The 13,445-nt window shown below is 62.0% G+C and carries 14 protein-coding genes; 11 read left to right on the forward strand and 3 right to left on the reverse strand.

Annotated features, from left to right (window positions below; all coding sequences use genetic code 11):
• Positions 1-22: 22 nt before the first annotated feature.
• The 4 genes from FD715_RS11335 to FD715_RS11350 are packed head-to-tail and all read left to right on the forward strand — an operon-like array spanning position 23 to position 4,037.
• Positions 23-517 (forward strand): tripartite tricarboxylate transporter TctB family protein, encoded by a 495-nt coding sequence (locus FD715_RS11335; protein ID WP_147109652.1) that lies wholly within the window; start codon positions 23-25, stop codon positions 515-517.
• A gap of 4 nt (positions 518-521) precedes the next feature.
• The gene (locus FD715_RS11340) at positions 522-2,036 is read left to right on the forward strand and encodes a tripartite tricarboxylate transporter permease (protein WP_147109654.1); all 1,515 of its coding nucleotides are present in this window, start codon (positions 522-524) and stop codon (positions 2,034-2,036) included.
• Positions 2,026-3,258 carry a CaiB/BaiF CoA-transferase family protein gene (locus FD715_RS11345; protein ID WP_147109656.1) on the forward strand — a complete coding sequence of 411 codons (1,233 nt, stop codon included), beginning with the start codon at positions 2,026-2,028 and terminating at the stop codon, positions 3,256-3,258. The genes FD715_RS11340 and FD715_RS11345 overlap by 11 nt, the downstream gene beginning before the upstream one ends.
• The gene (locus FD715_RS11350; protein ID WP_147109658.1) at positions 3,255-4,037 is read left to right on the forward strand and encodes a citryl-CoA lyase; all 783 of its coding nucleotides are present in this window, start codon (positions 3,255-3,257) and stop codon (positions 4,035-4,037) included. The genes FD715_RS11345 and FD715_RS11350 overlap by 4 nt, the downstream gene beginning before the upstream one ends.
• On the opposite strand, the gene FD715_RS11355 is transcribed toward FD715_RS11350, so the two are convergent.
• The 3 genes from FD715_RS11355 to FD715_RS11365 all read right to left on the reverse strand — a co-directional run bounded on the left by FD715_RS11355 (position 4,034) and on the right by FD715_RS11365 (position 8,107).
• Positions 4,034-4,801 carry an SDR family NAD(P)-dependent oxidoreductase gene (locus FD715_RS11355; protein ID WP_147109660.1) on the reverse strand — a complete coding sequence of 256 codons (768 nt, stop codon included), beginning with the start codon at positions 4,799-4,801 and terminating at the stop codon, positions 4,034-4,036. The genes FD715_RS11350 and FD715_RS11355 overlap by 4 nt on opposite strands.
• Positions 4,802-5,833 carry a zinc-binding dehydrogenase gene (locus tag FD715_RS11360; RefSeq protein ID WP_147109662.1) on the reverse strand — a complete coding sequence of 344 codons (1,032 nt, stop codon included), beginning with the start codon at positions 5,831-5,833 and terminating at the stop codon, positions 4,802-4,804.
• Between the two features lie 90 nt (positions 5,834-5,923).
• Positions 5,924-8,107, reverse strand: coding sequence for an alpha-ketoacid dehydrogenase subunit alpha/beta (locus FD715_RS11365; RefSeq protein ID WP_147109664.1), 2,184 nt, complete (start codon positions 8,105-8,107; stop codon positions 5,924-5,926).
• Positions 8,108-8,277: 170 nt separating this feature from the next.
• Here FD715_RS11365 and pcaF point away from each other — a divergent pair, with 170 nt between their 5' ends.
• The 7 genes from pcaF (at position 8,278) to FD715_RS11400 (ending at position 13,443) form a co-directional block, all read left to right on the forward strand.
• A complete protein-coding gene (gene pcaF, locus FD715_RS11370) occupies positions 8,278-9,480 on the forward strand; it encodes a 3-oxoadipyl-CoA thiolase (RefSeq protein ID WP_147109666.1) in 1,203 nt (400 codons plus the stop codon).
• A gap of 4 nt (positions 9,481-9,484) precedes the next feature.
• Positions 9,485-10,462, forward strand: coding sequence for a 1,2-phenylacetyl-CoA epoxidase subunit PaaA (gene paaA, locus FD715_RS11375; RefSeq protein WP_147109668.1), 978 nt, complete (start codon positions 9,485-9,487; stop codon positions 10,460-10,462).
• 71 nt (positions 10,463-10,533) lie between these two features.
• The gene (gene paaB, locus FD715_RS11380) at positions 10,534-10,818 is read left to right on the forward strand and encodes a 1,2-phenylacetyl-CoA epoxidase subunit PaaB (protein ID WP_039685220.1); all 285 of its coding nucleotides are present in this window, start codon (positions 10,534-10,536) and stop codon (positions 10,816-10,818) included.
• Positions 10,819-10,838: 20 nt separating this feature from the next.
• Positions 10,839-11,537, forward strand: coding sequence for a 1,2-phenylacetyl-CoA epoxidase subunit PaaC (gene paaC, locus FD715_RS11385; protein ID WP_147110005.1), 699 nt, complete (start codon positions 10,839-10,841; stop codon positions 11,535-11,537).
• Complete coding sequence (gene paaD, locus FD715_RS11390; protein WP_147109670.1) at positions 11,531-11,998, forward strand: 1,2-phenylacetyl-CoA epoxidase subunit PaaD; 468 nt, start codon at positions 11,531-11,533, stop codon at positions 11,996-11,998. The genes paaC and paaD overlap by 7 nt, the downstream gene beginning before the upstream one ends.
• Before the next feature lie 13 nt (positions 11,999-12,011).
• Positions 12,012-12,368, forward strand: a complete 357-nt coding sequence (locus tag FD715_RS11395) for a nuclear transport factor 2 family protein (protein WP_147109672.1) — start codon at positions 12,012-12,014, stop codon at positions 12,366-12,368.
• Positions 12,369-12,378: 10 nt separating this feature from the next.
• The gene (locus tag FD715_RS11400) at positions 12,379-13,443 is read left to right on the forward strand and encodes a 2Fe-2S iron-sulfur cluster-binding protein (RefSeq protein WP_147110007.1); all 1,065 of its coding nucleotides are present in this window, start codon (positions 12,379-12,381) and stop codon (positions 13,441-13,443) included.
• Positions 13,444-13,445: the final 2 nt, after the last annotated feature.

Consider the following 13,445-nt stretch of genomic DNA (forward strand, 5'->3'; position numbering starts at 1 on the left):
ACAGATCAATCGGGGGGACATCATGGCACTCGATCGCTGGATCGGACTGATCCTTTTGGGCATCTTTGCCGCCTACGGCTACGCCGCGTGGTTCACGATGGACGGCAGCCTCGCCCCTTTCATGCGGCGCAATCCCATCTGGCCCTCGACTTTCCCCAAGGTGCTGAGCGTGCTGGGCATCATCTGCGGGCTGATCATCGTTCTGGGGCTGGAGAAGTCCGACAAACCGCGCGAGGAAAACCCCTCGGTCATCGTCTACCGCCAGCTCAAGGAATTCAAACTCGGCCAGGCTGGTCTGCTCCTCGGCCTCATGGTCGCCTACGCCCTCCTGCTCCGCCCCGCCGGGTTCATCATTGCCACTGTCGGCTTCCTTGTCATGGGCTCCGTCATCCTCGGCGAACGCCGCTGGATCACGATGATCCTCGTTGCAGGCATCGCCACAGGCGTCGTTTGGTATCTCGTGCAGGTCGTCCTTGGCATCTTCCTGCGCCCGTTGCCTGCATTCATGGGGGTCTGATAACATGCTCGAAGGAATTATGATCGGCCTGCAAACGGCCTTCTCCCTCCAGAACCTGCTGATGGTCATTGGCGGCTGTCTGATCGGCACATTCATCGGCATGCTGCCGGGCCTCGGCCCGATGTCGATCATCGCCATCATGATCCCCGTCGCCATCTCGCTCGGCGACCCCTCCGCCGCACTCATCCTGCTCGCGGGCGTTTACTACGGCGCAATCTTCGGCGGCTCGACCTCGTCTATTCTGCTGAACGCGCCGGGGGTCGCAGGCACGGTGGCGACCAGCTTCGATGGCTACCCGATGGCCCGAGACGGCAAGGCGGGAAAGGCGCTGACCATCGCCGCCATCGCGTCGTTCTGCGGCGGTTCCATCGGTGCAATCCTTCTGATGATCTTCGCACCGATGCTGTCGTCGGTCGCGCTGCTGTTCCACTCCGCCGAATACTTCGCGCTGATGGTCGTGGGCCTGTCGGCCATCGCGGCCTTCGCAGGCACCGGTCAGGTCGCAAAGGCCATCATGATGACCCTCCTCGGCCTCATCATGGCGACGGTGGGCGAAGGCGCGCTCTTCAACATGCCGCGCTTCACCATGGGCCTGATGGATCTGCAGTCGGGCTTTGCCTTCATCACCCTCGCCATGGCGATGTTCGCCCTGCCCGAAGCGCTGTATCTGGTCATGGACCCAAGCCGCTCAAAGACCGGTCAGTCCAGCGACATCAAAGACCTGCGGATCACAAAGGACGAGGCGAAATCCATCGCCCCTGTCGTGGGTCGCCAATCCCTGCAGGGTTTCTTCATCGGCGTCCTTCCAGGCGCGGGTGCCACCATCGCCTCCTTCCTCGGCTACGCCGTCGAGCGCAACATCGCGCCCGAGAAGGAAAAGCAGGAGTTCGGCAAAGGCTCCATCAAGGGCCTCGCCGCGCCCGAGACGGCAAACAACGCCGCCTGCACCGGATCGTTTGTTCCACTGCTGACGCTCGGCATACCCGGCTCCGGCACCACCGCGATTCTACTCGGAGCGCTCATTGCGCTGAACGTCACGCCCGGGCCGCGGCTGATGGTCGACGATCCACAGATCTTCTGGGCGGTCATCATCTCGATGTATATCGGCAACCTGATCCTCCTGATCCTGAACCTGCCGCTGATCCCCTACATTGCCAAGGTGCTGGCGGTGCCGCGCAACTTCCTGATCCCCTTCATCCTCTTCTTCACGCTGATGGGAGCCTATATCGGGCAGAACAACGCAACCGAGCTGCTGCTGCTCGTCGGCTTCGGCATCTGCGCCACGATCCTGCGCTTTGCGGACTACCCGCTCGCACCGTTGCTGATCGGCTTCATCCTTGGCGGCATGCTCGAAGACAACTTCAGCCGGTCCATGCAGCTCTACGACGGCATCAGCTTCATCTGGGAACGCCCAATGACGCTGGGCCTGTTGGTCATCGCTTGCCTTCTGGTGATCCTACCCAGCTACCGCGCGCGTCGCGCCCGGGCGCGGGCAGCCGGGGTGGCGGATGGGGATTGATCCCCACGGGGACGGCGGGGCGAAACCCCGCCCTACCCCTTTGAGTGGAGTCCGCGTTCTTGATCTGACCAACGTCCTGGCAGGGCCGTTTTGCTGCCACCAACTGGCCCATATGGGCGCCGACGTGATCAAGGTCGAAGCGCCGGGGCGCGGTGATCTGGCCCGCCAATTGGGCGCCGATCCCGCGTTGAATTCAAAGGGGATGGGCGTGTCCTTCCTTGCGCAGAATGCCGGGAAAAAATCGGTCACGGTGAATTTCAAACATCCCGAAGGAAAGGCGCTGTTTCTAAGGCTGGTCGAGACGGCAGATGTCGTGGTCGAGAACTTTCGCCCGGGTGTGATGACGCGGTTGGGCCTTGGGTATGAGGTTCTGAAAGGGCACAAACCCGATCTGATCTATTGCGCCATCTCTGGCTTTGGGCAGGACGGGCCGTGGGTGGACCGCCCCGCATATGACCAGATCGTGCAAGGCGTGTCAGGGGTCATGTCAATCACCGGGGACACCGACAGCGCGCCCTTGCGCGTGGGCTATCCGGTGGCCGACACGGTGGGCGGAATGACGGCGGCCTTTGCTGTGGCATCGGCCCTGAACGCGCGTCCCCGTGGGGCGTTTATCGACTGCTCCATGCTGGAAAGCGTGTTGGCGACAATGGGGTGGGTTGTCTCTAACCACCTGATTGCGGGTGTTGAGCCGGGCGCCAATGGGAACGAGAATCCGACCTCTGCCCCCTCTGGCACGTTTCGGACAGGTGACGGGCTGATCAATATCGCGGCGAACAAGGATGAGCAGTGGGTTTTGCTGACAGACTTCCTTGGGTTGGCGGCGCTGAGAGATCGCCCGGACTACCGCACGCGAGAAGACAGAAAACGGAACCGTATGGCGCTGCGTTCGGAGATTGAAGATGCGCTGGCGGATCGCTCGGCGCGGGACTTGGCACAGGCGTTGAACGCCATCGGCGTACCCGCCGGAGCCGTGATGTCGGTGCCAGAGGTGCTGGCGCATCCGCAGGTGGCGGAGCGCGGTTTGATGACGCGCTACGCCGATGTGCCCGGTGTGGGACGGGATATTGAGGTTGTGAACACCGGGGTGAAATTGGATGGGGCGCCACTGACCGTTGCGACCCCGCCGCCACAGCTTGGGGAGCATGCGGGCGAAGTTTGGAGAAGTTTGGGGCTGAGCGTTGAGGACATCGCCGCGCTGGCGGATAGGGGGGCGATATGAGTGACGTTTCCGATTGGTGGTCAACCGACATCATCGATATGGTACCCGGGCAAATCCGGATGCGCGGGCATCCGATCGAGGGTCTGATCGGCAATGTCAGCTTTCCGCAGATGATCTGGCTTATGGTGCGAGGGGACATGCCATCCGAGGCTCAGGCCAAGCTGTTCGAGGCGGCGCTGGTTGCAGCGGTCGATCATGGGCCGCAAGCGCCGTCAATTGCTGCGGCGCGGATGGCGGTGACGTGCGGGTTGCCGTTGAACGGCGCCATCGCATCGGCGGTGAACATGCTTGATGACGTGCATGGCGGGGCTGGAGAGCAAGCGGTGGAGTTGTACCATCTGGTTGAGGCGTCGGATGCGCCGCTGACCGAGGTGCTGGACGCTTGGCGGGCGGAGCACGGTCCGTTTCTTCCGGGCTTTGGCCATCGGTTTCACAAGCCGGTTGATCCGCGCGCGCCGCGGCTTTTGGCGCTTGTTGATGAGGCTACAACATACGGTATCGTATCTGGAAATTGTGCTGCGGTGGCGCGCAGCATTGAATCTGCGCTTGCCGAAGAAAAAGGCAGGCCTGTGCCGATGAACATTGACGGGGCGACGGCTGTGATTTTTGCTGAGTTGGGCTTTGCCGCGCCACTGGCGCGCGGGCTGTTCTGTCTGTCCCGCAGCGTCGGTATTCTGTCCCATGCGTGGGAACAGCAACAGCAAGGGGGCCGAAACAAGGGGCCGACCCCGCCGGGCTATCGCTGGACTTATACCGGCCCCAATCCGATCAAGGGTTAGCGCCCCATCCAACCGCCATCGACCAGCATGACGTGGCCGTGCATATAGGCCGAGGCGTCGGAGGCGAGGAAGACGGCCGGACCCTTGAAGTCTTCCGGCTTGCCCCACCTACCCGCGGGGATACGCTCCAGTATTGATTTGGACCGTACCGGGTCGTTGCGCAACGCTTCGGTGTTGTCGGTGTCGATGTAGCCAGGCGCGATGGCGTTCACGTTCACGCCCTTGCCCGCCCATTCGTTGGCAAAAGCCATGGTGAGCTGGCCGATCCCGCCCTTTGAGGCAGCATAGCCCGGCACGGTGATCCCACCCTGGAAAGTGAGCAGAGAGGCGGTGAAGATGATCTTGCCCGTGCCTCGCTCGACCATGGTTTTGCCGACCTCGCGGGTGAGGATAAACTGCGCGTTCAGGTTCACCTCGATCACCGTGTCCCACATGTCGTCGGGGTGGTCGGCGGCGGGGGTGCGCAGGATCGTACCTGCATTGTTGATCAGGATGTCGATCTGCGGGTGGTCTTGCAGGACTTGGGCGGCGAAGGTTTTGACGGCGCTGCGGTCCGAGAAGTCGCAGGCGTATGGCGTGAAGGTGCGGCCCATGGCTTCGACGGCTTGCTGTACCTCTGAGCCGGGTTCTAGTGTGGCGCTGACGCCGATGATGTCGGCGCCTGCCTCGGCGAGGGCTTCCGCCATGCCGCGCCCGATGCCGCGCTTGGCGCCGGTGACGAGGGCGGTTTTGCCGGTCAGGTCGAATGTATCGAGAACTGGCATCTACAGGCCCTCCGTCACACGGATCATGGATTTCATGGCGTTGGGGTTTTCGGTGAGGGTTTTGAAGGCGCCCTCGATGTCGTTCAAACCCTGGATGTCAGTGATGAAGGCGTCACAATCGACGACGCCCTTGGCGAGGAGGTCCATGGCCTTGTCGTAGTCCTCGGGACGGTAGACGCGCGCGCCGATCAGGTCAAGCTCGCGCCAGAAGAATTGGAACATGTCGATCTGGGGTTTGCTGGCGTGGATGGCAACCATGACGATACGGCCCCGTGTTGCTGCGGCAGCGGTCATCAGATCGACACCGGGTTGGCTGCCGGAGACTTCAAAGACAACATCGGCGCCCTTGCCGCCTGTAGCCTCGTGCATGGCCTTGGCGACATCGGTGTTTTTGGGGTCCATGGTCGTGAAGCCGACCTTCTCAGCGAAAGCGAGGCGGTTGTCGTTGATCTCGGCCACCGTAACGTTCGCGCCTGCGTCGCGCGCGGCCATAGCCACGAGCATCCCGATGGGGCCGCCACCGATGACAAGGACGTCTTCGCCCGGCTGGACCTTGCCCCGGTCGACGTCGTGGACAGCCACGGCGAGCGGTTCGATCAGGGCGGCGTGGGCGAGGTTGAGGTCTTTGGGAAGGATATGGACGGTGTGGGCGGGCACGTTCCACTTCTGCTGGAAGGCCCCGTCGCTGTCGATGCCGATGAATTTGAGATTGTGGCAGATGTGCTCGTGCCCGGCCTTGCACGCCGGGCATACGCCGCAGTGATCGAGGGGGCGGACGACGATGGGCTGGCCTGCCGTGAAACCTTCGACACCTTCACCGACGGCCGAGATGACACCTGACATCTCGTGCCCGATGGTCCGCTCAAAGCCGACGCGCCCATCCATGTGACCGAGGTAGATGTGCAGGTCGGTGCCACAGATCCCGCAATAGGCGACGTCGATCTGCACCTGGCCGGGGCCGGGCGGCGGTGTTTCGACCGTCTCGACCGTGAAGTGTTTACCGCCGCGGTAGAACGCTGCCTGGTGCATCATGGGTGCTGTCCTCTCTCCCTGTTGGCGCGACTGTGGACCGGAGGGAAAGGGGCGATCAAGGGGCGGGGTGAATTTCGTGAAACCGGAATCTCAAGACTTGATGCAGAGCGTTCTCGCGGCGTCCACGATGCCGTCTGTGGAGGGAAGTGTGGCGGCATAGGCGGGGCCGGTGGCGATGAAGCAATCCTCGGCAGTAGTGCGGGCGATGTTTCGGATACCTGCCTCGGAGAAGAGTGTCATGAGCGCCTCGGACTGGCTGCCGGTGCGGCGGCATTCGTCGACGATCAGAGTGGCTTCACAGGTGCGCGCCTGTTCGATCAGGGCGGCTTCGGGCAAGGGTGCGAGCCAGCGCATGTCGATGATGCGCGCGTTGATGCCCTCGCCGCGCAGGCGCTTGGCGGCTTGTTCCGACAGGTACCGTCCGTTTCCGTATGTTACGATGGCGACATCCGTTCCATCTCCGCTGACCCCGACTTCGCCCAGCGCGATCCGTTCATCGGGGGCAGGGTAGATCGACATCCATGCCTTGTCGCCCTCGTCGTGCAGGTCACGCATGGGGTAGAGGGCGATGGGTTCGATGAAGACGACGACGCGCTGCTCTTCGCGGGCCAGCCGCACCGCTTCGCGCAGCATCCTGGCTGCGTCATCGCCGCGCGAGGGGCAGGCGATGATGAGACCGGGAATGTCACGCAGGACGGCAAGAGAGTTGTCGTTGTGGAAGTGGCCGCCGAAGCCACGCTGGTACCCGAGGCCCGCGATGCGCAGGACCATCGGGTTGGCGTATTGGCCGTTGGAAAAGAAGGGAAGCGTGGCCGCCTCGCCTCTCAATTGATCCTCAGCGTTGTGGAGATAGGCAAGGAACTGGATTTCGGGGATCGGGACAAAGCCGTTGTGGGCCATGCCGATGGCGAGGCCGAGAATGGATTGTTCGTCGAGCAGCGTGTCGATGACGCGGTGGGGGCCGAAGCGGGATTGGAGTTTCTGGGTGGCACCGTAGACACCGCCTTTCTTCCCGATGTCCTCGCCCGCCATGACGATTTCGGCATGTTCGAGCATGAGGTCGGTGAGCGCCCAAGAGATCAGCTTACTCATCACCTGTGGTTCTTCGCTGCTGCGCAGGTCGGTGCCGAAGATTTTGCTGCGTTGCGCGGTGGACGGGCCGTTTGTGGGCGCGCATGTGCGCTTTGGCGGGATCAGGCTGGCACTGACATCTGCGGCAGTTTGCAGACGGGGACGTTTGATGGCTTTGGCGGCGAGCGCTTCGCACTCTTGGCCTATCTCTTCATAAAGGGCCAACGCTTCCTCAGGCGTGGACGCGCCGCTGTCGCGCAAAAGACGGACCGTGTGGAGCAGCGGGTCGTTGCCCTCATCCGCTTCGATCTGTGCCTTGGCACGGTAGGTCGCTTCGACGTCCGAGCCTGCGTGACCGTAGAGGCGCACGGTGCGGATATGCAGGAAGGCGGGGCGCTTGTGGCGACGGACAAAGGCTGCAGCCTCTGCCGCGATCCTGTGGGTTTCCGCGACGTTTAAGCCGTCGCAGGCGAAATAGGTAAGGCCGGGTTTGGCGGAGAAGTTGGCGGCGATCCAGCCGGAGGGTGTGGGGGTCGAGATGCCGATGCCGTTGTCCTCGCACACGAACAGCAGAGGCAGCGGCACGTTCTGGAAGCTGGTCCAGCAGGCGGTGTTGATCGCGCCCTGGGCCGTGGAGTGGTTGGCGGAGGCATCGCCGAAGCTGCACATAATGATCGCGTCATCGGGCAGGTGTGCGTGCTCCGGACGTTGCCGTTTGGACAATCCGATGGAATAGGCGGCACCCACCGCTTTTGGCAGATGGCTCGCGATGGTCGAGGTTTGGGGCGGGATGTTCAGCGCCTTGGACCCGAGCACCTTGTGGCGGCCACCCGACATAGGATCGTCAGCAGAAGCGGCGAAGCTGAGCAGAATGTCCCATGCGGGGTTCTGATCGGGCACTTGCCCCGCCCGCGCGATCTGAAACGCAGCATCGCGGTAGTGCAGGAACGCCATGTCGGTGGGGCGCAGGGCATGGGCAACGCCTGCCATCCCCTCGTGCCCGCTGGAGCCTATGGTGTAGTACCCCTGCCCCGCCTTTTGCATGGCGCGGCTGGTGCGGTCGAGTTGCCTGGACAGGCATTGTGCGCGGTAGAGAGACAGAAGCACGTCGGGCTCCATGTCGCCTGCGCCCTCGCCCGAAGGCAGGTCGTTGGCCTTGAGCCGCCGGTGGAAGTTGTCGTGAACAATTGCGGCGCGGTCCATGGCGGGGTCCGTATCAAGTGATTGATGTGGCGACATAGAACCGTGCCGGTGCGGAATGGTCCAGTGGGCGTATGAAAGCGTTACAGATTTTCAATCAATCAAGTATCTGTGTAACATTTATCATTGATCGGAATCGGCAGCTACCCTACTTTCCCGTCAGGAGGAGTTTCATGGACGCATGGATTTGTGATGCGCAGCGCACGCCCATTGGGCGATATGGCGGTGCTTTGTCAGGCGTTCGGGCCGATGATCTGGCGGCGGCACCGATTGCGGCGTTGATGGCGCGCAATCCGGATGTGGATTGGGCCAGCGTCGACGATGTGGTTCTGGGCTGTGCCAACCAGGCGGGCGAGGACAATCGCAACGTGGCCCGTATGGCTGGATTGCTGGCGGGTCTGCCGGTGGACGTGCCGGGGATCACAGTGAATCGCCTGTGCGCCTCTGGCATGGATGCCGTCGGCATTGCGGCGCGGGGCATCAAAGCCGGTGATATGGACATGGTCATCGCCGGTGGGATCGAAAGCATGAGCCGCGCACCTTTTGTGATGCCGAAGGCGGAGGCTGCGTTTTCGCGCGCCAATCAGGTCTATGACACGACCATAGGCTGGCGGTTCGTGAACCCGAAGATGAAGGCGGAGTATGGCATCGATTCGATGCCGGAGACCGCGGACAACGTCGCGGCCGACTGGCAGGTAGAGCGCGAAGCGCAGGATGCCTTTGCCGCACGGTCGCAGGCGCGTTGGGCTGCGGCACACGAGGCTGGCGCCTTTGCCGAGGAAATTGCGCCGGTGACGGTCCCGCAGCGCAAGGGGGAGTCGGTTGTGGTCGATACCGATGAGCATCCGCGCCCCGGTACAAGCGCCGAGAAGCTGGCGGGCTTGCGTGGGATCAACGGGCCAGAGTTGAGCGTGACGGCAGGCAATGCCTCCGGCGTGAATGACGGGGCGGCGGCGATGCTCATTGCCTCGACCGAAGCGGCAGAGGCGCAGGGCCTGACGCCCATGGCGCGGATCGTTGGCATGTGCGCCGCCGGGGTTGAACCGCGCGTGATGGGGATCGGGCCCGTGCCTGCGTCGGAAAAGGTGCTGAAGCGCGTAAGCCTCAGCATCGACCAGATGGATGTGATAGAGTTGAACGAGGCCTTTGCCTCGCAGGGGTTGGCGACGCTGCGCAGCCTTGGGGTCGCCGATGACGACCCACGAGTAAACGCGCAAGGCGGGGCCATCGCGATTGGGCATCCGCTGGGTATGTCGGGCGCGCGGTTGGTGATGACCGCCGCCTACCAATTGAAACGCACCGGCGGCCGCTATGCCCTCTGCACCATGTGTGTGGGTGTGGGGCAAGGGGTCGCCATGGTACTCGAAAGGGCTTGAGACGATGTATGCACAGATGATCAAATCCGAAGCGACGCAGGACGATCCCGAAAAGCTGGCAGCCTTTCAGGCACGCATTGATGCGGGTGAAAAGATCGAGCCGAAGGACTGGATGCCCGCAGGCTACCGCAAGACGCTGATCCGTCAGATCGGCCAGCACGCGCACTCCGAGATCGTGGGCCAACTGCCCGAGGGCAACTGGATCACCCGCGCGCCGACGCTGGAGCGCAAGGCGATCCTGCTGGCAAAGGTGCAGGACGAGGCGGGGCATGGTCTCTACCTGTACTGCGCGGCCGAGACTTTGGGCGTGAGCCGCGATGAACTGACGGAGATGCTTCTGGACGGTCGGATGAAGTACTCGTCCATCTTCGCCTATCCGACCCTGACATGGGCAGATATGGGCGCTGTGGGCTGGTTGGTCGATGGCGCGGCCATCATGAACCAGGTGCCGTTGCAGCGCACATCTTACGGCCCCTACGCCCGGTCGATGGTGCGGATCTGCAAGGAGGAGTCCTTCCACCAGCGCCAAGGCTTTGACATCATGATGAAGATGGCGAACGGAACCGAGGCGCAGAAGCGCATGGCGCAGGATGCGCTCAACCGGTTCTGGTATCCGTCGCTGATGATGTTCGGTCCGTCGGACAAGGAAAGCGTGCATTCCGAGCAGTCGATGGCATGGAAGATCAAGATGAATTCCAACGACGAGCTACGCCAGAAATTCGTGGATCAGACGGTGCCACAGGCGGAGTATCTGGGCCTCACCATCCCCGATGAGACGCTCGCATGGAACGATGAAAAGGGTGGGTATGACTTTGCCGAGCCGGACTGGTCCGAGTTCTTTGACGTGCTGAAAGGCAACGGGCCGTGCAGCGTGGAGCGGATCGAGGCGCGGCAAAAGGCGTGGGACGACGGCGCATGGGTGCGCGAGGCGCGGCTGGCGCATGCGGCCAAGAAACGGGCGGCCAAGGTGGCTGCGGAGTGAGCGATGCAAATTTCTTATAAAGAAATTTGTCCGGAAATTTTGAAAATTTCCGGCCTGCAGAAAGATAGGACATGAAACAGGAATGGCCCCTTTGGGAAGTGTTCATCCGTGGCCAGCACGGGCTAAGCCACCGGCACGTGGGCTCGCTTCATGCGGCTGATGCCGAACACGCAATCCAGAACGCACGAGACGTCTATACCCGCCGCAAGGAAGGGGTGAGCATCTGGGTGGTGCCTGCCGCCGATATCACTGCGTCGTCGCCCGACGACAAGGGATCTCTCTATGACCCCGCGGATGACAAGGTCTATCGCCACCCGACATTCTTTGACATCCCCGATGATGTAGGTGCGATGTGAGCGTCCAGGGTCTCATCCGCATGGGGGACAACACGCTGGTGCTGGGCCAGCGTGTCTCGGAATGGTGCGGCCATGCGCCGGCGCTGGAGGAAGACATCGCGCTCGCCAATACCGCGCTGGACCTGATCGGTCAGACGCAGCTTTGGCTTGGCCTTGCTGCTGAACGTGAGGGCCAGGGGCGGACTGCCGACACGCTCGCCTATCACCGCGATGCGTGGGACTTTCGCAACCTCTTGCTGGTCGAGCAGCCGAACCGGGATTTCGGAGCGACCATGATGCGGCAATTCCTGTTCGATGCGTGGCATCTGGAGGCATTGAAGGCCTTGACCGAGCATGAGGATGCCGAGATTGCCGCCATCGCCCAGAAGTCAGTAAAAGAGGTGACGTATCATCGCGAACGCTCTTCCGATACCGTCATCGCCTTGGGCGACGGGACCGAAGAGAGCCATGACCGGATGCAGGCTGCGCTGGATCGGCTCTGGCCTTATGTGGGCGAGATGTTCAGCACGGATAACGATGATCTGAAGGACATGTCGGCCCTGAAATCCGCGTTTGACCGCTATTTAGAGACTGTTTTAGCGGAGGCGACCTTGTCACGCCCCGACGGCGACTTTGCGCATATGGGCGGCAAGACCGGGGCACGGCATACCGAACATCTGGGCCATATGCTGGCGACGATGCAGGTGCTGCCCCGCAGCTATCCGGACGCGACATGGTGACAACGCGCGCCTCCGTGGATGAGGTCTGGACCTGGCTTGCAGCCATCCCGGACCCCGAAATCCCGGTCATCTCGCTGGTTGATCTGGGGATCATCCGCAACGTGCAGTGGCTGGACGACACACTGGAAGTGACCGTGACGCCTACCTATTCCGGCTGTCCGGCAACCAGCATCATCAACATGGAGATTGAGACGACGTTGCGCGCCAAGGGCATCCAAAACCTGTCTCTAAAAAGGCAAATAGCACCGCCTTGGACGACGGATTGGATGACGGACACCGGCAAGGCCAAACTGGAAAGCTATGGTATCGCACCGCCGCAACCTGCGGGCGGGCCGAAACGCTGCCCGCATTGCCAGTCAAGCCGCGTTGAGAAGATCAGCCAGTTCGGGTCGACCCCGTGCAAGGCGCAATGGCGCTGCACCGACTGCCTGGAACCCTTTGATTACTTCAAGTGCATTTAACGGAGGATTTGCCATGACCGATGTCACAGCATACGCACGCGCGGTTGTCGAAGCCTATATCGAAGGCACCCGCACCCGCGATATCGACCTATTGAAAACTGTGTTTCACGATGACGCCGTTATGACCGGCTGGCTGGGTTCCGACCTGCTGCATGGCGGGCCGGAGCCATTTTACGGCGCGCTTGAAGCGAATGAGGTCGGCGAGGACTACAGCGGTGAGATCACTGCGCTGAAGGTCGATGAGAAGATCGCGACAGCCTCGATCACCGAACGCAACTTGCTGGGCATGTCCTTCGACAACCATTTCCAGATCATTCAGCTGGATGACGGCACCTGGCGTATCTCAGCCAAGCTGTTCCGCCACTACTGACAGGCTGACCATGGCGCAATTCCACCCCCTGACCGTGACCGAAATCCACCGCACGATCCGCGATGCGGTGGTGCTGACGCTGCACCCGGATGAACCGGACACCTTTCGTTTCACACCCGGCCAGTACCTGACCTTCAAACAGGATTTCGACGGGACCGAGCTGCGCCGGAACTATTCCATCTGCGCCGGGCTGGATGACGGCAAGCTGCAGGTGGGGGTCAAGCGCGTGGATGGCGGCGCGTTCTCGACCTTTGCCAACACCGAGCTGCAGGTGGGCGACACGCTGCATGCCATGGCGCCGATGGGGCAGTTCGGCACTGAACTAGACCCTAACAAGGGCAAAACGTACCTTGGCTTTGCGGGTGGGTCCGGGATCACGCCTATTCTGTCGATCCTGAAAACCGTGCTCGCGCGCGAACCGAACAGCACCTTTACGCTCGTGTATGCCAACCGGGCGGTCCACACGATCATGTTCCGGGAGGAGCTTGAGGATCTGAAGAACCGGTATATGGGGCGTCTGACCCTGATCCACGTTCTTGAGACGGGGCAAGACATTGACCTGTTTTCGGGCCGTGTTGATCAGGAGAAATGCGCGCTGCTTTTCAAGTCGTGGATTGATGTGGGGGCGGTCGACACCGCCTTTATCTGCGGGCCGGAACCGATGATGCTCGCCATTTCCGAGGCGCTGGAGGCGCACGGGTTGACCAAGGATCAGATCAGGTTCGAGCTGTTTGGCGCAGGCCAGCAAGGGCGTCTGGCAAAGCAGGCCGTCAGCGCGCGCGCCGAAGGGGCGGCAGAAACGACGGTGCAGATCACGTTGGACGGCACGACCCATCAGATGGAGATGGCCAAAGATACCTCTGTGTTAGAGACTGCTTTGGCCAATTCCCTCGACGCGCCATTCGCCTGCAAGGCAGGGGTGTGTTCGACCTGCAAGGCCAAGGTGACGGGTGGCGAATACGAGATGCTGACCAACCATGCGCTTGAGGATTATGAGGTTGAGGCAGGCTTTGTCCTGACCTGCCAATGCTATCCGATCAGCGACACGCTGAGCATAGACTACGATCAACACTAGGG

Origin of the sequence: Tateyamaria sp. syn59 (genome assembly GCF_007995245.1) — a bacterium.
In the GTDB taxonomy this organism is placed as follows: Bacteria; Pseudomonadota; Alphaproteobacteria; order Rhodobacterales; family Rhodobacteraceae; genus Tateyamaria.